Below are 20,771 nucleotides of genomic sequence, written 5' to 3'. Positions count from 1 at the left end.
AAGGCTTCCGTACTCATTAACGAGTACGGAAGCATAACACAGTCAGTAACGGCGATTCCACTCACCGTCGGCGAGAATCTTATCCGGCTTGCCCATGAAGTAGCGGTAATAGGCATCGTAGGCCAGCACGTTTTTCACGTAGCCGCGGGTTTCCGAGAAGGGAATGGTTTCGATAAACGCCACCGCATCCAGTTTGCCGCCGCTGGTATTCAGCCAGCTGCGCACCCGCCCCGGGCCGGCATTATAGGCGGCAGAAGAGAAGATGCGGTTCTGACCAAACTGCTGATAGACATACTCCAGATACTGCGTACCAATCTGAATATTGGTCTGCGGATCGAGCAGCTGGCTGCTGTTAACGTAACCCGGAATGTTGTACATCTTCACGGTATGGCTGGCGGTGCCAGGCATCACCTGCATCAGGCCACTGGCGCCAACCGGTGAGCGCGCTTTCGGGTTCCACGCACTCTCCTGACGAGAGATCGCCATGGCGTAGCTTGGCGTGATGCCTTTATCGCTGGTGTATTGCTGATACAGATTGCGCCACGCCAGCGGGAAACGCTCTTTCAGGCTGTCCCACATTTTCGCGGTGATGGTGGCCTGCACGCTGAGATCCCACCAGTCCTGTTCATTGGCGTAGCGCGCCAGCATCTGCTGCTGGGTATGAGTTTTGCTGCTGATCAGGTTGGCCCACTCGCTGCGCGCCAGGTTATCCAGCCCCCAGTACATCAGCTCGCGCACGCGCGCCATCTCCGGCCCCTGCACCACGCTATTGTCCGCCGCCGGGGCCTGATCCACCTGCAGCGGATACTCGACGCCCAGACGCTGTGCCGCCACCATCGGATAGAAACCGCGCTGCTGCATCAGCTTACGCAGAATCTCTTCCGCTTCCTCTTTGCGCCCCTGCGCCATCAGTAAATCGGCCTGCCAGTATTGCCACTCATCTTTCTCTTTGGCTTCCACCGGCAGACGGGCAATCCAGGTGTTCAGGCCGCGACGGTCGTTTTCACTCAGCGCCAGCCGCACGCGCCGCTCAATCAGCGCGGTGGATTCGCTGTTCATCACCACCGCATCGCGCCAGCGCGCCTGCTCCGAGGTGAGATCGGCACCCATCATGCGCCACACCACCGTCTCTTTCAGATCCTGCTCTTCTGCCGGGCTCATCTTCTGCGCCTGGACCAGCTGCGGGATCATCATGCGCGCGTTGTCCATATCCTGACGCGCCACGCGGGCAAAGGCGTAGCTGGTGGCCATGCGGGTAAAATCGGTCGGGCCGAGGGTGCTGGCAAAGGTGGTGACGGTCTGGGGATTCTGCTGCAGCGCAATCAGCGCGCTGGCGGTAGTTTGGTAATCCGCCGGCAGCATTTTCGCCAGGTAATTAACCAGGCTGTCGTTGCCGGCTTTCATCGCCAGGCGGATGCGTTCGAGGATGGTGATCGGCGACAGCTGCCCTGACGCCTGCCACACCGAGAACAGCTTGTCGCAGTCGTTCGGTAACGCTGTGCCGCGCAGCCAGATGGCTTTGGCCCCGTCAAACGCCGCCTGCTGCTGGCCGGTCGCCCATTTGGCGTAGTACCAGTTACAGCGCGCCTGCACCGGCTTTGGCTCATCCGGGCTGAAGCTGAGCACGCCCGGCCAGTCCTGGCGGTGCGCCAGCACGTTAACAAAGCGCGTCTGCAGCGAACGCGCCGGCGGCAGCGTCGGATACTGCTGAATAAAGTTTTTCACCGCCAGCCCGGTCTCCTGATCGAGATCCTGCGCCAGCAGGCGGTACTGCAGGTACGGATAGAGCGGATAATCCTGCAGCGTTGGCATCAGCTGCTCAACCTGGTCCATCTGTTTGTTGTCCCAGGCCTGTTTGATCTGCGCATAGCGCTGTCGTTGCTGATCCAGCGAATCGGCCCACACGCTGCCGGCCGTGCTGACCAGACAGATCCCTATCATCCAGTTACGCCACTTCTCCACTCCGCTCTCCTCATTGCTGCGCTCCAGCTTATGCCGGACTCCCTTCATGCTAACCAGGCCAACCGGCTCTTGCCACGTTCTTCACAAAATTTACCCAGGCGCACCGTGATTGTTCAGCGCCTGCGCCGCAATTGTGCAAATAATCATCAGAAAAACTTATTACCCATCAAATAGCTACGCGTTTTCATTCAGTTACAACTCTGGCACGCGCTTTGCTCTGTTGAATGCCATCTTGTATACCAGCTGGAATTCACTCATGGCATCGACCTTCGGTTTTACGCTTCAGGACTGGCAACGTTGCGCACAGCAGGATGCACAGCAGATCCCTGCACTGCTGGCCGCACATCTCGACGCACTCGATAACCAGGATAATGCCTGGCTGTACCTCGCTTCGCCGGCCCAGCTACTGGCGCAGGTTGAACCGCTGCTGGCGGCGTATCAGCGCAATCCGGCCACGCTGCCGCTGTTTGGCGTGCCGTTTGCCGTCAAAGACAACATCGACGTGGCAGGCTGGCCGACCACTGCCGCCTGCCCGGCGCTGACGTATCAGGCCGCAGCCGATGCCTTCGTGGTGGCCAGGCTGAAAGCGGCAGGCGCTATCGTCATCGGTAAAACCAACCTCGACCAGTACGCGACCGGTCTGGTTGGCACCCGCTCGCCGTATGGCGCGGTGAGCAACACCTTTAATCCGGCCTACGTCAGCGGCGGCTCCAGCTCCGGCTCCGCGTCTGTGCTGGCGCGCGGCCTGGTCGGCTTCTCGCTCGGCACTGATACCGCCGGCTCCGGCCGCGTGCCGGCAGGTTTTAACAATATCGTCGGGCTGAAGCCGACCAAAGGCTGGTTCTCGGCCAGCGGTGTGGTACCGGCCTGCCGCCTCAATGACACCATCTCGGTGTTTGCCCTGACGGTTGCCGATGCCTTTAGCGTCGCCAGCATTGCGGGCGGCTACGACGCCGGTGACGCCTATGCGCGCCAGTCGCCACGCAGCGCACCGGCCAGTTTCCAGCCGCAGCCCTCGCTGGCGATCCCTGCCGCGCCACAGTTTTACGGTGACCAGCAGGCGGAAGCGGCGTGGCTCAGCGCGCTGGAGCAGCTCACGGCGAGCGGTGCGACGCTGCACCCTATCGACTTCGCCCCTTTCCACCAGCTGGCGGAGCAGCTCTATTACGGCCCGTGGGTGGCTGAGCGCACCGTGGCGGTCGGTGAGATGCTCGACCGCCCGGAAGAGATGGATCCGGTGGTGTACGGCATCGTCAGCAGCGGCCGCCAGTACAGCGCCGTCGAGGCGTATCAGGCGGAATACCTGCGTGCCGAACTGACGCGCCAGATCCAGCAGACGCTGGCCCGGTTCGATGCACTGGTGGTGCCGACCTCGCCCACCATTCATACGCTGGAAGAGATGCAGCAGGAGCCGGTGCACTACAACTCGCAGTTCGGCACCTATACCAACTTCACGAACCTGGCCGACCTCAGCGCGCTGGCGCTGCCTGGCCCGTTCCGCGCCGATGGGCTGCCCGCGGGCATCACGCTGATCGCCCCGGCGTGGCACGACCGCGCGCTGGCGACGTTTGGCCTGCGCTGGCAGCAGCAGTTGGCGCTGCCGCTCGGGGCCACCGGCAAAGCGCTGCCGCCACAGCCCGCCGCGCTGCCGCCGTCGCCTGACCACGTGCGCGTGGCGGTGGTCGGTGCCCATCTCACCGGCATGCCGCTGAATTTCCAGCTCACCACGCGTCAGGCGGTGTGGGTCGAAGAGACGCAAACCGCCAGCCACTATCGCCTGTTCGCCCTGCTTGATGGCCCGATCAAAAAGCCCGGCCTGCTACGCGGCGACAGCGGTGCCGCCATCACCGTCGAACTGTGGGACATCCCGCTGGCGCGCTTTGGCGAATTCGTCGCGGAAATCCCGGCGCCGCTCGGCATCGGTTCGCTGACGCTGGCGGATGGACGCATCGTGAAAGGCTTTATCTGCGAACCGGCAGCGCTGACCCAGGCGCTGGAAATCACTGAATTCGGCGGCTGGCGCAACTGGCTGACGTCACAGGGGAATCACTAATCATGTTCAGCACCGTTCTGATTGCTAACCGTGGCGAAATCGCCTGTCGTGCCATCCGCACCCTGAAGCGCCTCGGCGTAACCAGCGTGGCGGTCTATTCGGATGCCGACCGCAATGCGCGTCACGTTACCGAAGCCGATGTGGCTATCGCCCTTGGCGGTGACAAAGCCAGCGACAGCTATCTGCGCATCGACAAAATTCTGGCCGCTGCGCAGCAAAGCGGCGCGCAGGCCATCTGGCCCGGCTACGGTTTTCTCTCCGAGAGCCTGCCGTTCGCCGCCGCCTGCGAAGAGGCCGGCATCGCGTTTGTCGGCCCGACCGCGCAGCAGATTGGCGAATTTGGTCTCAAGCATCGCGCCCGTGAGCTGGCCGCCAGCGCCGGCGTGCCGATGACGCCGGGCACGCCGCTGCTCAGTTCGCTGCAGGACGCACTCAGCGCGGCGGAAGACATTGGCTATCCGGTGATGCTGAAAAGCACCGCTGGCGGTGGCGGCATCGGTCTGACCCGCTGCGCCGACGCCACGGCCCTGGAGAACGCGTGGGAGAGCGTGCGCCGTCTGGGCGAGCAGTTTTTCAGCGATGCCGGCGTGTTTCTTGAACGCTGCATCGACCGCGCGCGCCATGTGGAAGTGCAGATTTTTGGCGACGGCAAGGGCAAGGTGATTGCGCTGGGCGAACGCGACTGTTCGCTGCAGCGCCGCAATCAGAAGGTGGTGGAAGAGACGCCGGCCCCTAATCTGCCGCAGGCCACGCGTGAAGCGCTGCTGGCTTCAGCGGTGCGGCTGGGCGAACTGGTTAATTACCGCAGCGCCGGCACCGTGGAGTACATCTATGACGCCGCGCAGGACGCGTTTTATTTCCTCGAAGTGAACACCCGCCTGCAGGTGGAGCATCCGGTGACCGAGTGCGTCACCGGCCTTGACCTGGTGGAGTGCATGCTGCAGGTGGCGGCGGACGATGCCATCGACTGGGATCGTCTGCAGCAGGCACCGCACGGCGCATCAATTGAGGTGCGGCTGTACGCCGAAGATCCGCTGAAAAACTTCCAGCCGAGCCCGGGCGTGTTAACCCACGTCAGCTTCCCGCCGGGGGTGCGCGTCGACGGCTGGATCGGGACCGGCAGCGAAGTGACGGCGTTTTACGATCCGATGGTAGCCAAACTGATCGTGCATGGCGAAACGCGCGACGCCGCGCTGGCGAAGCTGCAGCAGGCGCTCGACGCCACCCAACTGCACGGCATCGCCACCAATCTCGATTATCTGCGTCAGATCGTGGCGACCGACGCCTTCCGCAGCGGCAACGTCTGGACGCGCTTCCTTGACGGCTTTACGCCGGCGGCCAGCGTCATCGAAGTGCTGCAGCCGGGGACGTTCAGCAGCATTCAGGACTTTCCCGGCCGCCTGGGCTACTGGGACATCGGCGTGCCGCCGTCCGGCCCGATGGATGACTTCGCCTTCCGCCTGGCCAACCGTATCGTCGGCAACCACGCCAGCGCCGCCGGGCTGGAGTTCACCCTGCAGGGCCCGACGCTGCGCTTCCACAGCGATGCACTGATCGCGCTGACCGGTGCCGACTGTCCGGCCGATCTCGACGGCAGCGCGGTCAACTACTGGCAGCCGGTGGCGGTGAAAGCCGGACAAACCCTGACGCTGGGCCGCGCGCAGAGCGGCTGCCGCACCTATTTAGCGGTGCGTAATGGTTTCGACGTGCCGGAGTATCTCGGCAGCCGCGCCACCTTCTCGCTGGGCCAGTTTGGCGGCCACGCCGGACGCACGCTGCGCGTCGCCGACATGCTGCCGATCTCCCAGCCGGCGCTCGCCGCCTGCACCACGCCAGCCCCGGTCAGCGAACCTGAAGCGCTGGATCGCGCGCTGGTGCCGCACTACGGCAGCGAATGGCGCATTGGCGTGCTGTACGGCCCGCACGGCGCACCGGATTTCTTCACCCAGGCCGCCATCGATGAGTTCTTTGCCAGCGACTGGCAGGTGCATTACAACTCCAACCGGCTGGGCGTCCGTCTGGTCGGGCCTAAACCCAGCTGGACGCGCGCCAATGGCGGTGAAGCCGGGCTGCATCCGTCTAACGTACACGACTGCGAATACGCCATCGGCGCGGTGAACTTTACCGGTGATTTCCCGGTGATCCTGACGCACGACGGCCCAAGCCTTGGTGGCTTCGTCTGCCCGGTCACCATCGCCAAAGCCGAGCTGTGGAAAGTCGGCCAGGTCAAACCGGGCGATCGCATCCGCTTCCACCCGATCAGCGCCGACGAAGCGGTCGCGCTGGAGAAAGCCCAGGCGCACAGCGTAACCACGCTGCGCAGCCAGCACGCAGCGGCCTTCGCGGTGCCGTCGCTGGCGGCGAGCAACATCGGTTCTGCCACCCTGTTAGCGGCGCTGCCGGCGACCGCCACCACGCCTGCGGCGGTCTACCGCCAGGCGGGCGACAAATATGTGCTGATTGAGTACGGCGATAACGTGCTGGATCTGGCGCTGCGCCTGCGCGTACACCTGCTGATGCAGGCGCTGCGCCAGCGTGCAGAGCCCGGCATCGAAGAGCTGTCGCCCGGCGTGCGCTCGCTGCAGGTGCGCTATGACAGCCTGGTGATCGGTCAGCTGCAGCTGATGACGCTGCTGCTGGAGCTGGAAGCCGGGCTGGGCGACGTCAGCGCGCTGAAAGTGCCGTCGCGCATCGTCTGGCTGCCGATGGCGTTTGAAGACAGCGCCACGCTCGGTGCGGTGGAGCGTTACAAAGAGACGGTTCGCGCCAGCGCGCCGTGGCTGCCGAACAACGTTGACTTCATTCAGCGCATCAATGGACTGGCGAGCCGCGAAGCGGTACGCGACACCCTGTTTGCCGCCAGCTATCTGATTCTCGGTCTCGGCGATGTCTATCTCGGCGCGCCGTGCGCGGTACCGATCGATCCGCGCCATCGCCTGCTGAGTTCCAAATACAGCCCGGCGCGCACCTTTACCGCCGAAGGCACGGTGGGCATTGGCGGCATGTACATGTGCATCTACGGCATGGATTCACCGGGCGGCTATCAGCTGGTGGGGCGCACGCTGCCCATCTGGAATAAGTTCCTGCAAAACGATCAGTTTGCCGCCGGCGAACCCTGGCTGCTGCGCTTCTTTGACCAGGTGCGTTTCTATCCGGTGAGCGAAGCGGAACTGACGCAGCTGCGCGACGATTTCCGCGCCGGTCGTGCCCGCATCCGCATCGAGCAGAGCGAGTTTGATTTCGCGGCGCATCAGCAATTCCTCGCCGACAACGCGCCGGAAATCAGTGCCTTCCGTGAACGCCAGGCCGCGGCGTTTGAGCAGGAAGTGACGCTGTGGGCGCAGGAAGAGCAGGAAGCGCCGCTCACCAGTGAAGAGACGCTGGTGGTCGCCGACGCAGAGGACGATGCGCTGGCAGTGTGCGCTGACATGAACGGCAACATCTGGAAAGTGCTGGTTGCGCCGGGCGATACGGTGCAGGCCGGTCAGACGCTGATCATCGTGGAAGCGATGAAGATGGAGCTGGCGATTGTCGCGCCGCAGGCCGGCACGGTGAAACGCATTGCCTGCCAGGCGGGCCGTCCGGTAAGTCCGGGCGACACCCTGCTGTGGCTGGCTTAAGGAGCAGGTATGAACAGTAGCGCGCCCCGCAGCAAAGGCCGTCCCGAAGCGCTGGCCGAAAAGGTTTATCAGGCGCTGAAGCAGGACATCTTTGAATTCCGTCTGATGCCGGGTGACCGCTTCAGCGAAAACGAAATCGCCGAGCGGCTGGCGGTGAGCCGCACGCCGGTGCGTCAGGCACTGTTCTGGCTGGAGCGCGAAGGCTACGTCGAGGTGTGGTTTCGCAGCGGCTGGCAGGTGCGGCCGTTCGATTTCGCCTACTTCGAGGAGCTGTACGACTTCCGCACCGTGCTGGAACGCGAAGCGGTGCGCCGCCTGTGCGCGCTGCCGCCGCTGGCCTGCGCGGAAACCCTGACCGCGCTGAAAACCTTCTGGATCGACGATGCCCGGCTGGAAGATGGCAAAGCGGTATCAGCGCACGACGAAGCCTTTCACATGGCGCTGGTGGCGGCGGCGGGCAATCAGGAGATGGCGCGCATCCACGCCGAGCTGACAGAAAAAATCCGCATCATTCGCCGTCTCGACTTCACGCGGGATGACCGGGTCGATGCCACGTACCGCGAGCACGCTCAGATCTTACGGGCGATTTTTCAGCAACACACCGAGGAGGCACAGCGCATTTTAACCGACCACATTGCCGTCAGTAAGGCCGAGGTCAGGAAGATTACGTTGCATATGTTACAGCAGGCTCGGCTTCAACCCATTGAATAACAACAGATAACACAGTTAGGGGTTTAAATGATGAAACGACGTTCGTTGCTTAAAGCTTTCACGCTCTCCGCTACCGTTGCCAGTATGGGCTTCGCCTTTACCGCACAGGCGGCAGACACCATCAAAGTCGGCATTATGCATTCGCTGTCCGGCACCATGGCGATTTCCGAAACGCCGCTGAAAGATGTGGCGCTGATGACCATCGATGAGATCAACGCCAAAGGCGGTGTGCTGGGCAAGAAGCTGGAACCGGTGGTAGTCGATCCGGCCTCTAACTGGCCGCTGTTCGCCGAAAAAGCGCGCCAGCTGCTGACTCAGGACAAAGTGGCGGTGGTGTTTGGCTGCTGGACGTCAGTCTCGCGCAAATCGGTGCTGCCGGTGTTTGAAGAGCTGAACGGCCTGCTGTTTTATCCGGTGCAGTACGAAGGCGAAGAGATGTCGCCGAACGTGTTCTACACCGGCGCCGCGCCGAACCAGCAGGCGATCCCGGCGGTGCAGTATCTGATGAGCGAAGATGGCGGCAGCGCCAAACGCTTCTTCCTGCTCGGCACTGACTATGTCTATCCGCGCACCACTAACAAGATTCTGCGTGCCTTCCTGCATAGCAAAGGCGTGCAGGATAAGGATATCGAAGAGGTTTACACGCCGTTTGGTTACAGCGATTACCAGACCATCGTGTCCAATATCAAGAAATTCTCCGCTGGTGGCAAAACCGCGGTGATCTCCACCATCAACGGTGATTCCAACGTACCGTTCTACAAAGAGCTGGCGAACCAGGGCATTAAAGCAACCGACATTCCGGTGATTGCCTTCTCGGTGGGGGAAGAAGAGCTGCGCGGCATCGACACCAAACCGCTGGTCGGTCAGCTGGCAGCGTGGAACTACTTTGAGTCAGTGGATAACCCGACTAATGCGAAGTTCGTGGCCGACTACCGCGCTTACGCCAAAGCGCACAACCTGCCGAACGCCAGCACCGTAGTGACCAACGATCCGATGGAAGCCACCTACGTTGGCCTGCACATGTGGGCACAGGCGGTAGAGAAAGCCGGCACCACCGATGTGGATAAAGTGCGCGCCGCGATGGCCGGACAGACGTTCAAAGCACCGGACGGCTTCACGCTGACCATGGACAAAACCAACCACCATCTGCACAAGCCGGTGATGATTGGTGAAGTGGAGGAGAACGGCCAGTTCAACGTGGTGTGGCAGACCGAACAGCCGGTACGCGCCCAGCCGTGGAGCCCGTACATCGCCGGGAATGATAAGAAGCCGGACTATCCGGTGAAGTCGGCGCAGTAAGGGGAGGCTGATGGTCCTCGCCCTATGGCCCGCTGGCCCTCACCCTAACCCTCTCCCGCTGGCGGGAGAGGGAACCGATCGAGCCAGCACGCCGCTACCGAACTCACCTGTAGCAGCGTCTCCTTCTCCCTGTGGGAGAGGGCCGGGGTGAGGGCCTTGCACCGCACTCACCCGTTTTTCTCCCTCTCCCTCCGGGAGAGGGCCGGGGTGAGGGCCAGACAACGCCCTAACCCTGATGAGGGCCACACCGCACCCAACGTAACCATAACAGGATGATCACCATGACACTCCGCCGTATTCTCAGCTGCCTGCTGTTACTGCTGCCGTGGCTGGCGCAGGCCGGTGATGGCGCTGACTTCGCCGCTGCCAGCCGCACGCAGCAGGCGACATTGCTGCAGCAGTGGGCTGCGGCGCCGCAGGCCAGCCGCTTGCCGCTGCTGCAGGCGCTGCGCAATGAAAGCGTGGTTATCGACCAGAACAAACAGCCGTTCAGCAAACAGGCTGACCAGCTTCTGCCGCTCGACAGCGCCCGGCAGCCGGACGGCGAAACCAAAAAACTCTTCATGAACAACCGGCTGCGCGTGCTGATTGCCAGCGCCCTCGCCGCCCACCAGCTGGTGAGTGATGATGCGGCGATTCGCCTGCGCGCGGCGCAGCAGTTACAAAACGATGCCGCGCCTGACCAGCTGCCGCTGATTGAACAGCGCCTTGCCGCCGAGCAGGACAGCAAAGTACGCGCGGTGCTGGCGATGGCCGCCGCGAATCTGCAGCTCGCCAGCCCGGACGCCGCGCTGCGCCTGAAAGCGGTCACGCTGCTCGGTGAATCGGGCGATCCGGCGATGCAGGCCAGCCTGACGCGCTTAACCCAGGCCAGCAACGAACCCGATGCGCAGGTGCGCGCCGCTGCGGCCGCCAGCCTGCAGCACATCAGGCAGCGCCTGATGTGGGGCGATTGGCTCGGCCAGGCGTTTACCGGCCTGTCGCTCGGCTCCATTCTGCTGCTGGCCGCGCTCGGCCTGGCGATCACCTACGGCCTGCTGGGCGTGATCAACATGGCGCACGGCGAGATGCTGATGCTCGGCGCCTACGCCACCTGGCTGGTGCAGAATCTGTTCCAGCAGTTTGCCCCGCAGTGGCTGGCATGGTACCCGCTGCTGGCGCTGCCGGTGGCCTTCACCGTCACCGCCGCGATGGGCATGCTGCTGGAACGCACCATCATCCGCCATTTGTATGGTCGACCGCTGGAGACGCTGCTCGCCACCTGGGGCATCAGCCTGATGCTGATTCAGCTGGTGCGCATGCTGTTTGGTGCGCAGAACCTCGAAGTGGCCAATCCGGGCTGGCTGTCCGGTGGCTGGCAGCTGCTGCCGAATCTGGTGCTGCCGTATAACCGCATCGCGGTGATCCTGTTTGTCATAGCGGTGCTGGCGCTCACCTGGCTGCTGCTGAATAAAACCCGGTTGGGGCTGAATGTGCGGGCGGTCACGCAGAACCGCGCCATGGCGGACTGCTGCGGTGTGCCGACCGGGCGCATCGATATGCTGGCGTTTGGCCTCGGTTCCGGCATTGCCGGACTCGGCGGCGTCGCGCTGTCGCAGCTGGGCAATGTCGGGCCGGAACTGGGTCAGGGCTACATCATCGACTCATTCCTCGTGGTGGTGCTCGGCGGCGTCGGTCAGCTGGCCGGCACCGTGGTGGCGGCTTTTGGTCTCGGCATCCTCAACAAAGTGCTGGAGCCGCAGATTGGCGCGGTGCTCGGCAAAATCCTGATCCTCGTGCTGATTGTGCTGTTTATCCAGAAACGTCCCCAGGGTCTGTTTGCCGTTAAAGGGAGGGTGATTGACTGATGAGCCAGCCACTGACCTTACGCGCGGTGCGCAAAGCGCCACGCCTCAGCCTGATTCTCGGCGTCATCGTGACCGCGCTGCTGCTGGTGCTGCCGTTCTGCGCCCTGCTGCCCGCCAGCCATCCGCTGGCGATCTCCACCTATACGCTGACGCTGGTGGGCAAAATCCTCTGCTATGCGATTGTCGCGGTGGCACTGGATCTGGTGTGGGGCTACGCCGGGCTGCTGTCGCTTGGCCACGGGCTGTTTTTTGCCCTCGGCGGCTATGCCATGGGCATGTACCTGATGCGCCAGGCCGCAGGCAGCGGTTTGCCGGCGTTTATGTCGTTTCTGTCGTGGAATGAACTGCCATGGTTCTGGGCCGGCAGCCAGCACTTTCTCTGGGCGCTGTGCCTGATTGTACTGGTGCCGGGCTTGCTGGCACTGCTGTTTGGCTTCTTCGCCTTTCGCTCCAGAATCAAAGGCGTCTACTTTTCCATCATGACGCAGGCGCTGACTTACGCTGGCATGCTGCTGTTTTTCCGCAACGAAACCGGCTTTGGCGGCAACAACGGCTTTACCGGTTTTACTACCCTGCTCGGTTTCAGCGTCACCGCCACCGGCACGCGTATCGCACTGTTTATCGCGACCGTGCTATTGCTGCTGTTCAGCCTGGCGCTGGGCTTTGCCCTGGCGCGCAGTAAGTTTGGTCGCGTGCTGACGGCGGTGCGCGATGCGGAAAACCGCCTGATGTTTATTGGTTACGATCCGAAGGGCTTCAAGCTATTCGTCTGGACACTCTCCGCCGTGCTGTGCGGGCTGGCTGGTGCGCTGTACGTGCCGCAGGTCGGCATCATCAACCCGAGTGAAATGTCGCCGACCAACTCGATTGAAGCGGCGATTTGGGTGGCGCTCGGCGGACGCGGCACGCTGATTGGCCCGCTGCTGGGTGCGGCCATCGTCAACGGTGCCAAAAGCTGGTTCACCGTCGCCTTCCCGGAATACTGGCTGTTTTTCCTGGGCCTGATGTTCATCCTGGTCACGCTTTTTCTGCCGCGTGGCGTAATTGGCCTGCTGCGCCGGAGGCGTCATGACTGAGCAACTGTTTACCCAACCGCACCCGGCGGATCGCCATCGTCAGCAAACCGATCCGGTGCTGCAGCTGGAGAACATCAACGTCTCGTTTGACGGCTTCCGCGCGCTGACCGATCTGTCATTGCAGATTGGCGTCGGCGAACTGCGCTGCGTGATTGGCCCGAACGGCGCGGGAAAAACCACGCTGATGGACGTGATCACCGGCAAAACCCGGCCGGACAGCGGCCAGGTGATCTACGACCAGGATACCGATCTGCGCCAGCTGTCGCCGGTCGAAATTGCCCGCGCCGGCATTGGCCGCAAGTTTCAGAAACCCACGGTGTTTGAAGCACTGACGGTGTTTGAAAACCTCGAAATCGCGCTAAAAAACGATAAATCGGTGTGGGCCAGCCTGCGCGCCCGGCTTAGCGGCGAGCAGCGCGATCGCATCGACGAGGTGCTGAAACTGCTGCGGCTCGGCGGCGAACGCCAGCGGCAGGCGGGTCTGCTGTCGCACGGGCAGAAGCAGTTTCTCGAAATCGGCATGCTGCTGGTGCAGGAGCCGCACCTGCTGCTGCTGGACGAACCGGCAGCTGGCATGACCGATGCCGAAACCGACTACACCGCCGAGCTGTTCCGCAGCCTGGCGGGCAAACACTCGCTGATGGTGGTGGAACATGACATGGGCTTTGTGGAAACCATTGCCGACCACGTGACGGTGCTGCATCAGGGCCAGGTGCTGGCTGAGGGATCGCTGCGCGAGGTACAGGCGGACGATCGGGTTATCGACGTATATCTGGGGCGCTGAGATGTTACAGGTAGCAGAACTGCATCAATATTACGGCGGCAGCCATATCCTGCGCGGTCTGTCGTTTGAGGCTCGCCCGGGCGAGATCACCTGCCTGCTGGGGCGCAACGGCGTGGGCAAAACCACGCTGCTGAAGTGTCTGATGGGGCTGATTCCGGTCAAATCCGGCGAGGTTCGCTGGCAAAACCAGCTGATTAACACGCGCAAGCCACACCAGCGCGTGCAGGCCGGCATTGCTTATGTGCCGCAGGGACGCGAAATTTTTCCGCGTCTGACGGTGGAAGAGAACCTGCTGATGGGGCTGGCGCGCTTCTCCGGCGCCCAGGCCAGCCGGGTACCGGAGGAGATCTACCAGCTGTTTCCGGTGCTGCGCGAGATGAAAACGCGGCGCGGTGGCGATCTGTCAGGCGGCCAGCAGCAGCAGCTGGCGATCGGCCGGGCGCTGGCCTGCCAGCCGCAGCTGTTGATCCTCGATGAGCCGACCGAAGGGATCCAGCCGTCGGTGATCAAAGAGATCGGTGCGGTGATCCGCCAGCTGGCACAGCGCGGTGACATGGCGATCCTGCTGGTTGAGCAGTTTTATGATTTCGCCGCCGAACTGGCCGACAGCTATCTGGTGATGTCGCGCGGCGAAATTGTGCAGCGTGGCGCAGGGGCGAATATGGAGAGCGAGGGCGTGCGCGGGCTGGTGGCGATTTAGCCGTGCGGCGGGCGGGCAGGCAGAAGACAGGTTGTTAATCTGCAAGAAAAAACTTATGTTTACCCTCCACCGGCCATTCCGGCCGCAGCGAAGGTTGAGCGAACTGTTACTGATGGAAACCCGCCGCGACGAACGAATCAATAAGCTGGCGCAGGCGCTGAAACACAGCGACACCCTGCACTTAAAACAGGCCGCGCAACTGCTGGGCGTGTCAGAAATGACCATCCGCCGCGATTTAACCGGCGCGACGCAGGGCGTGGTGCTGCTGGGTGGCTATGTGATGCGCGACCCGCGGCAGAACGTGGCGCACTATTTTGTCAGCGACCAGCAAAACCTCAACGTCAGCAAGAAACGTCTGCTGGCACAGCGGGCTGCCGCGCTGGTACAGGCCAACGACACGGTGTTTTTCGACTGCGGCACCACATTGCCGCTGGTGATAGAAGCGATCGATAACGATCTGCCCTTCACCGCCATCTGCAGCGCGATCAACACCTTTCTGGCGTTAAAAGAGAAGCCGCACTGTCGGGTGATTCTGTGCGGCGGCGAATTCCACGCCGATAACGCCGTGTTTACCCCGCTCGAGCAGGTCACGGTGCTGGATGCGCTCTGCCCCAATAAAGCCTTCATCTCTGCCGCCGGCATGGACGCCGCGCAGGGTGCCACCTGTTATAACCTCAATGAACTGCCCATCAAGCATCTGGCGCTGCAGCGGGCGCAGACCAAAATCGTGGTCGGCGACAGCAGCAAGTACGGCAAGGTACTGCCGGCGCGCATTGGCGACTTCTCGCTGTTTGATATGCTGGTCAGCGACAGCCCGCCTCCGCCCGCGCTGCTCGCCGTGCTGCAGGCGGCCAGGCTCACCCTGCACTGCGGCTAGCATTATTCCGCCGCTGCGGAAGATTGCGCGCAATGCGGCTGTGATTGCCGGGTGAAAACGGCTAAACTTCAGCATCTGACGTTCCACCCATTACAGACCAAGAGGCTCATCACAACGTGGCTCAATTCGTCTATAGCATGCATCGCGTCGGCAAAGTGGTTCCGCCGAAGCGTCACATTCTGAAGAATATCTCCCTTAGCTTTTTCCCTGGCGCCAAAATTGGCGTACTCGGCCTGAACGGCGCGGGTAAATCGACCCTGCTGCGCATCATGGCCGGCATTGATAAAGATATCGAAGGGGAAGCCCGCCCGCAGCCGGGCATCAAAGTCGGCTATCTGCCGCAGGAACCTCAGCTGAACCCGGAACACACCGTGCGTGAGTCGGTGGAAGAAGCCGTCGCGGAAGTGGTTGGCGCGCTGAAGCGTCTCGACGAAGTGTACGCGCTGTACGCCGATCCGGATGCCGACTTCGACAAGCTGGCCGCTGAGCAGGGTCGTCTGGAAGAAGTGATCCAGGCACACGACGGGCACAACCTGGAAACCCAGCTGAACCGTGCTGCCGATGCCATGCGTCTACCGGAGTGGGATGCCAAAATCGCCAACCTGTCCGGTGGTGAACGCCGCCGCGTCGCGCTGTGCCGTCTGCTGCTGGAAAAGCCAGACATGCTGCTGCTCGACGAACCGACCAACCACCTGGATGCCGAATCCGTCGCGTGGCTGGAGCGTTTCCTGCACGATTTCGAAGGCACCGTGGTAGCCATCACCCACGACCGTTACTTCCTCGATAACGTTGCCGGCTGGATTCTGGAGCTGGACCGTGGTGAAGGCATTCCATGGGAAGGCAACTACTCCTCATGGCTGGAGCAGAAAGATCAGCGTCTGGCGCAGGAAGCTTCTCAGGAAGCGGCGCGTCGCAAATCGATCGAGAAAGAGCTGGAGTGGGTGCGTCAGGGCGCGAAAGGCCGTCAGTCTAAGGGCAAAGCCCGTCTGGCGCGCTTTGAAGAGCTCAACAACACCGATTATCAGAAACGTAACGAGACCAACGAACTGTTCATTCCACCTGGCGCGCGCCTCGGCGACAAAGTGCTGGAAGTGAAGAACCTGAGCAAAGCGTATGGCGATCGCGTGCTGATTGACGATCTGTCGTTCTCGCTGCCGAAAGGCGCCATCGTCGGCATCATCGGTCCTAACGGCGCCGGTAAATCGACGCTGTTCCGCATGATGTCAGGCCAGGAACAGCCGGATTCCGGCAGCATCGAGCTGGGCGAAACCGTGAAGCTGGCGTCGGTCGATCAGTTCCGCGATGCGATGGATAATTCCAAAACCGTGTGGGAAGAAGTTTCTGGCGGTCAGGACATTATGCGCATCGGCAACACCGAAATGCCAAGCCGCGCTTATGTCGGTCGCTTTAACTTCAAGGGCACCGATCAGGGCAAACGCGTCGGCGAACTGTCCGGCGGTGAGCGTGGTCGTCTGCACCTGGCGAAACTGCTGCAGGTGGGCGGCAACCTGCTGCTGCTCGATGAGCCAACCAACGACCTGGATATCGAAACCCTGCGCGCACTGGAAAACGCCCTGCTGGAGTTCCCGGGCTGCGCAATGGTGATCTCGCACGACCGCTGGTTCCTCGACCGTATCGCCACCCACATCATCGACTATCAGGATGAAGGTAAGGTGGAGTTCTTCGAAGGTAACTTTACCGAGTACGAAGAGTACAAGAAACGCACCCTCGGCGCCGAAGCGCTGGAGCCGAAGCGTATCAAGTACAAGCGCATGGCGAAGTAATCGCTGTGATAACAAAAAGGCGCCGCGGCGCCTTTTTTGTTGTGCTGCGCTAGCTGCCCAGCATCTGCTTCACCAGCTCGACGCAGCGCAGGAAGCGTGTGTCGTAGTCATCCTCTTTGACGTGCACATATTCAATGTGATTTTCACGCAGCATGGTGACCAGCATCGACTGGAACTCGCGGCGATCCATTGAACTGCCGAGACTGCGCAGGCCGTCGGCCACCCACGGTACGTTATTTTCCAGCAGAATCACCAGGTCAAAGCGGTACTCATCGATCAGCGCCTGCACGAACGGGTGCTCGCGTCCTTCATACTTGAGGCAGAACGCCTGGGTAGTGATGAAGTCGGTATCGATAAACGCCACTTTGTTGGCATATTTGACGGCAAAATCGATGTACTGCGCCTGGCCGAGCGCGATTTTGTCGTAGTCGGAGTATTGCAGCGCCATCTCGTCGCCGCCGAGGTGCGAGAAGACATAATCGCGGCCATACTCCCACGCGCTGGTGGTGTTGAAGATGTTGGCCAGCTTGTTGACCAGCGTCGATTTGCCGCTCGATTCACCGCCGAGCACCGCCACGGTGCGCACGAAGAACGGCTTCACTTCAGTCGGGATGTACTCCCAGTAGCGGAACGGATCCTGACGAATCTGGCTGCCGCTGATGTTCATAAACGATCGATGCGGATCGATCACCACCGCCGGAATGCCCAGATGCTGCTGATACATCGGCGCATCCGGTTCTTCGCTGGTATAGACGCAGTCGGGCTCAATGCCCTGCTCCGCGAGGAAGGTTTTCACACCGGCGCTCCACACGTCCCAGCCGTGCGGATAGGGCTCGATTCCCTCTTCGTTGAACGAATGGATACGGATGTTTTTCTGGTACTTGAAGGTCTGCAGCAGCCAGCGCAGACGATCGCTGATGGTGGGCTGCTGCGACATGGCGCTGTTCTCAAACAGCTGACGATCGCGCGGATCGTCATGGCCCATGATGATGTGCAGCTCATCGACCTGGCTACAGGCGCGCTGGATCAGGTAGATGTGGCCAGTGTGCAGCGGATAGAACTTCCCGAACACCACGCCCACGGTTTTGTCGCGACGCGGGAATTCCAGCCCGAGAAAACGGTGCAGCGCTTCCAGCTTCTGCGCGCTCGGGCTTTTGATTTTGGCATTCAGCAACTGGCTCAGATAGCCTTTGGTCATCCCGCTGGCATCAGCCACCTGCTGCAATGTATGTCCCTGCTGGCGAATCGCGGTTTTCAGATAGTCAAACGATGACATGTGGTGCCTCCTGCATGGAATTAGAGGGATGGTGCGCGTGGGCCCTCACCCCGGCCCTCTCCCGCCCGCGGGAGAGGGGGAAAATCCTGAACAGAGCGATAAATGGCAGATCAACGCCGTACTTCCCGCCGCTCCGATCGGTCTCCTCTCCCGCCCAGCGGGAGAGGAGGAAAATCCTGAACAGAGCGGTAAATGGCAGAACAACGCCGTACTTTCCGCCTCTCCGATCGGTCCCCTCTCCCGCAAGCGGGAGAGGGTTAGGGTGAGGGAAAAGGTGGAGCCACAAGCCAAACCCCCTCCCCAACAACCCACCTTACAGTTCGTCCAGAATCGCCAGCGCGTCCGCCAGTTTCTTCGCGCTATACACCTTCATACCGTCAATCGCCTTCTTCGGCGCATTCCCTGCCGGCACAATGGCGCGCTTAAAGCCGTGCTTGGCCGCTTCGGAAATGCGCTCCTGGCCGCTCGGCACCGGACGAATCTCCCCGGCCAGCCCGACTTCGCCAAAAATCACCAGATCCTGTGGCAGCGGGCGATCGCGCAGGCTCGACACCATCGCCAGCAGCAGCGCCAGGTCTGCACTGGTCTCGGTGACTTTGACGCCGCCGACCACGTTCACAAATACATCCTGATCGGCCATCTGCAGACCGCCGTGACGGTGCAGCACCGCCAGCAGAATCGCCAGACGGTTCTGCTCCAGTCCAACCGCCACGCGGCGCGGGTTGCCCATCATCGAATGATCCACCAGCGCCTGAATCTCAACCAGCAGCGGGCGCGTGCCCTCCCAGACCACCATTACCGAACTGCCGGAGGTGATCTCATCGCCGCGTGACAAAAAGATAGCAGACGGGTTACTGACTTCGCGCATGCCCTGCTCGGTCATGGCAAATACGCCCAGCTCATTCACCGCACCAAAGCGGTTTTTGTGGCTGCGCAGCGTGCGGAAGCGCGAATCGGCATCGCCGTCCAGCAGCACCGAACAGTCGATGCAGTGCTCCAGCACCTTCGGCCCGGCCAGCGAGCCATCTTTGGTGACGTGACCGACCATGATGATCGCCACGCCGCGCGTTTTGGCGAAGCGCGTCAGGTAAGCGGCGGTTTCCCGCACCTGCGCCACGCTGCCCGGCGATGACTGGATCTCCGCCATGTGCATCACCTGGATCGAGTCGATCACCATCAGCTTCGGCTGCTCCTGCTCGGCGATCAGGCAGATCTGCTCAATGCTGGTTTCCGACAGCATATTGAGGTTTTCCGTCGGCAATCCCAGACGATGGGCGCGCATCGCCACCTGCTGCAGCGACTCTTCGCCGGTGACGTACAGGGTTTTCATCCCTTCCGCCAGCTTACACATCACCTGCAACAGCAGCGTCGATTTACCGGCACCAGGGTTACCGCCAATCAGTATCGCGCTGCCCGGCACCACGCCGCCGCCCAGCACGCGGTCAAACTCTTTAAAACTGGTCGAGAAACGCGGCAGCGCTTCCAGACTGATCTCCGACAGCTTCTGCACCCGGCTGGTGCCGGCGCTACCGGCATAGCCGCTCAGGCGCTCATTGCGCGCGGCCGCAGGCGAGGCGGCAATGCGCACCTCGGTAATGGTATTCCAGGCGTGGCAGGCGCTGCATTGCCCCTGCCAGCGCGGATAGTCAGCGCCGCATTCGTTACAGACGAAGGCGCGTTTTGCCGCTTTGGCCAAATCAAATCCTCAGTTAACGCTCTTCGTGAATCAGGCTGCCGGTGAGAATGCAGAACACTCCCATCAGGTCAGCGTGGCGGATAATCACTTCCGTCTGCTCATTCACTTTGGGTTTAGCATGATAGGCGATACCCAGCGCCGCCGTTTTAATCATCGGCAGATCGTTAGCACCATCGCCAATCGCCACGGTTTGTTCCGGTGCGATGTCAAAGCGCTGGGCCAGACTGTTCAGGGTATCGGCTTTAAATTGCGCGTCGACGATTTGCCCCAGCACTTCGCCGGTCAGCTTACCGTCACGCATTTCCAGTTCGTTGGCCACCGCAGCGGCCAGATGCAGCGTCTGCCGCAGGTGATCGGCATAGAAGGTGAACCCGCCCGAGGCAATCGCCACCTGCCAGCCCAGCGCCTGCAACTTGTGCACCAGCGTGGTCAGGCCCGGCATCAGCGGCAGCGTGTCGCGTACCTGCTTCAGGATGTTGGCGTCAGCGCCAGCCAGCTTCGCCACGCGTTCGCGCAGACTGGCTTTAAAATCCAGCTCGCCGCGCATCGCGCGCTCCGTCACTTCCGCCACCTGCTCGCCGCAGCCCGCCAGTTTGGCGATCTCATCGATGCACTCGATCTGGATGGCGGTGGAATCCATGTCCATTACCAGCAGCCCTGGCGTTTTCAGATGGGGAATTTTGCCAAGCGGCGCCACATCAAAGCCAGCCTCATGCGCCAGCTTGCTGGCACGCGGTGTCAGCGAGCCCGCCAGCCGGATTACCTGATACTCATCGACATTCCACGCGCTGACGATCACCATCGCCGCGCCCAGCTGATGCTGATAATCGGTCAGTTTTTGTTTATCGAGCCCGCGCCCATACAGTAACCAGCCAGTCCGACCGGCACGGTAATCCAGCGGCATCACTTCATCACCGCTCAGGGAAAGGGGTAAACCCGGCCAAAGAGAGACATCGGCGGGCAGATCGCACCAGGTAAGACGATTTGGCATTACAGCTCCTGTAGGGACAACAAAACCACGCAAGAGGCTACCTTGTCTGCGCGGGTTCTGGCAACATAATTGCCAGCCTTTCTGCTGTTACGTCA

General features: G+C 61.7%; 14 protein-coding genes. 10 read left to right on the top strand and 4 right to left on the bottom strand.

The features are described from left to right. Positions 1–42: 42 nt before the first annotated feature. Positions 43–1,962, bottom strand: a complete 1,920-nt coding sequence (gene sltY / locus AC6I8P_RS03555) for a murein transglycosylase (protein WP_058771515.1) — start codon at positions 1,960–1,962, stop codon at positions 43–45. A 256-nt stretch (positions 1,963–2,218) separates the two neighbouring features. Here sltY and atzF point away from each other — a divergent pair, with 256 nt between their 5' ends. From atzF to ettA, 10 genes are all read left to right on the top strand, one after another. Beyond that, positions 2,219–4,015, top strand: coding sequence for an allophanate hydrolase (atzF, locus tag AC6I8P_RS03550; protein ID WP_275028126.1), 1,797 nt, complete (start codon positions 2,219–2,221; stop codon positions 4,013–4,015). A gap of 2 nt (positions 4,016–4,017) precedes the next feature. After that, positions 4,018–7,635 carry an urea carboxylase gene (gene uca, locus AC6I8P_RS03545; RefSeq protein WP_498030978.1) on the top strand — a complete coding sequence of 1,206 codons (3,618 nt, stop codon included), beginning with the start codon at positions 4,018–4,020 and terminating at the stop codon, positions 7,633–7,635. Between the two features lie 9 nt (positions 7,636–7,644). Beyond that, positions 7,645–8,346 (top strand): GntR family transcriptional regulator, encoded by a 702-nt coding sequence (locus AC6I8P_RS03540; protein ID WP_021506818.1) that lies wholly within the window; start codon positions 7,645–7,647, stop codon positions 8,344–8,346. Positions 8,347–8,376: 30 nt separating this feature from the next. Then, positions 8,377–9,645 carry an urea ABC transporter substrate-binding protein gene (urtA, locus tag AC6I8P_RS03535; RefSeq protein WP_498031151.1) on the top strand — a complete coding sequence of 423 codons (1,269 nt, stop codon included), beginning with the start codon at positions 8,377–8,379 and terminating at the stop codon, positions 9,643–9,645. Between the two features lie 281 nt (positions 9,646–9,926). Next, positions 9,927–11,492: an urea ABC transporter permease subunit UrtB gene (gene urtB, locus AC6I8P_RS03530; protein WP_159377898.1), complete on the top strand. Its 1,566-nt coding sequence runs from the start codon at positions 9,927–9,929 to the stop codon at positions 11,490–11,492. Next, complete coding sequence (gene urtC, locus AC6I8P_RS03525) at positions 11,492–12,568, top strand: urea ABC transporter permease subunit UrtC (protein WP_058757138.1); 1,077 nt, start codon at positions 11,492–11,494, stop codon at positions 12,566–12,568. Before urtB ends, urtC begins: the two co-directional genes overlap by 1 nt. Next, positions 12,561–13,352 carry an urea ABC transporter ATP-binding protein UrtD gene (urtD, locus tag AC6I8P_RS03520; RefSeq protein ID WP_058757139.1) on the top strand — a complete coding sequence of 264 codons (792 nt, stop codon included), beginning with the start codon at positions 12,561–12,563 and terminating at the stop codon, positions 13,350–13,352. Before urtC ends, urtD begins: the two co-directional genes overlap by 8 nt. A 1-nt stretch (position 13,353) precedes the next feature. Then, entirely contained in the window at positions 13,354–14,052 is a 699-nt protein-coding gene (urtE, locus tag AC6I8P_RS03515) for an urea ABC transporter ATP-binding subunit UrtE (protein ID WP_058776207.1), read from the top strand. Between the two features lie 112 nt (positions 14,053–14,164). Continuing rightward, positions 14,165–14,929 carry a DNA-binding transcriptional repressor DeoR gene (gene deoR / locus AC6I8P_RS03510; RefSeq protein WP_058757230.1) on the top strand — a complete coding sequence of 255 codons (765 nt, stop codon included), beginning with the start codon at positions 14,165–14,167 and terminating at the stop codon, positions 14,927–14,929. Positions 14,930–15,045: 116 nt separating this feature from the next. Further along, positions 15,046–16,713 carry an energy-dependent translational throttle protein EttA gene (gene ettA, locus AC6I8P_RS03505; protein ID WP_071813584.1) on the top strand — a complete coding sequence of 556 codons (1,668 nt, stop codon included), beginning with the start codon at positions 15,046–15,048 and terminating at the stop codon, positions 16,711–16,713. Between the two features lie 49 nt (positions 16,714–16,762). Here the strand turns inward: ettA and nadR are convergent, their stop codons facing one another. The 3 genes from nadR to serB all read right to left on the bottom strand — a co-directional run bounded on the left by nadR (position 16,763) and on the right by serB (position 20,676). Continuing rightward, the gene (gene nadR / locus AC6I8P_RS03500) at positions 16,763–17,989 is read right to left on the bottom strand and encodes a multifunctional transcriptional regulator/nicotinamide-nucleotide adenylyltransferase/ribosylnicotinamide kinase NadR (RefSeq protein ID WP_010618490.1); all 1,227 of its coding nucleotides are present in this window, start codon (positions 17,987–17,989) and stop codon (positions 16,763–16,765) included. A 313-nt stretch (positions 17,990–18,302) separates the two neighbouring features. Next, positions 18,303–19,685, bottom strand: a complete 1,383-nt coding sequence (gene radA, locus AC6I8P_RS03495) for a DNA repair protein RadA (RefSeq protein WP_021506810.1) — start codon at positions 19,683–19,685, stop codon at positions 18,303–18,305. 13 nt (positions 19,686–19,698) lie between these two features. Beyond that, on the bottom strand, positions 19,699–20,676 hold the full coding sequence (gene serB / locus AC6I8P_RS03490) for a phosphoserine phosphatase (protein WP_021506809.1): 978 nt from the start codon (positions 20,674–20,676) through the stop codon (positions 19,699–19,701). Positions 20,677–20,771 lie beyond the last annotated feature (95 nt).

The sequence above is a fragment of the gamma proteobacterium symbiont of Lampromicra miyakona genome, from assembly GCF_059730895.1.
Note: the sequence above shows the minus strand (reverse complement) of the source record. Positions and strands in the feature narration are given on the sequence as shown.

Coding starts and splice junctions, on each gene's coding strand:
- urtD (WP_058757139.1), top strand. CDS start 12,561: ATGACTGAGCAACTGTTTACCCAACCGCACCCGGCGGATCGCCATCGT.
- urtA (WP_498031151.1), top strand. CDS start 8,377: ATGAAACGACGTTCGTTGCTTAAAGCTTTCACGCTCTCCGCTACCGTT.
- deoR (WP_058757230.1), top strand. CDS start 14,165: ATGGAAACCCGCCGCGACGAACGAATCAATAAGCTGGCGCAGGCGCTG.
- nadR (WP_010618490.1), bottom strand. CDS start 17,989: ATGTCATCGTTTGACTATCTGAAAACCGCGATTCGCCAGCAGGGACAT.
- serB (WP_021506809.1), bottom strand. CDS start 20,676: ATGCCAAATCGTCTTACCTGGTGCGATCTGCCCGCCGATGTCTCTCTT.
- uca (WP_498030978.1), top strand. CDS start 4,018: ATGTTCAGCACCGTTCTGATTGCTAACCGTGGCGAAATCGCCTGTCGT.
- urtB (WP_159377898.1), top strand. CDS start 9,927: ATGACACTCCGCCGTATTCTCAGCTGCCTGCTGTTACTGCTGCCGTGG.
- atzF (WP_275028126.1), top strand. CDS start 2,219: ATGGCATCGACCTTCGGTTTTACGCTTCAGGACTGGCAACGTTGCGCA.
- urtE (WP_058776207.1), top strand. CDS start 13,354: ATGTTACAGGTAGCAGAACTGCATCAATATTACGGCGGCAGCCATATC.
- urtC (WP_058757138.1), top strand. CDS start 11,492: ATGAGCCAGCCACTGACCTTACGCGCGGTGCGCAAAGCGCCACGCCTC.
- AC6I8P_RS03540 (WP_021506818.1), top strand. CDS start 7,645: ATGAACAGTAGCGCGCCCCGCAGCAAAGGCCGTCCCGAAGCGCTGGCC.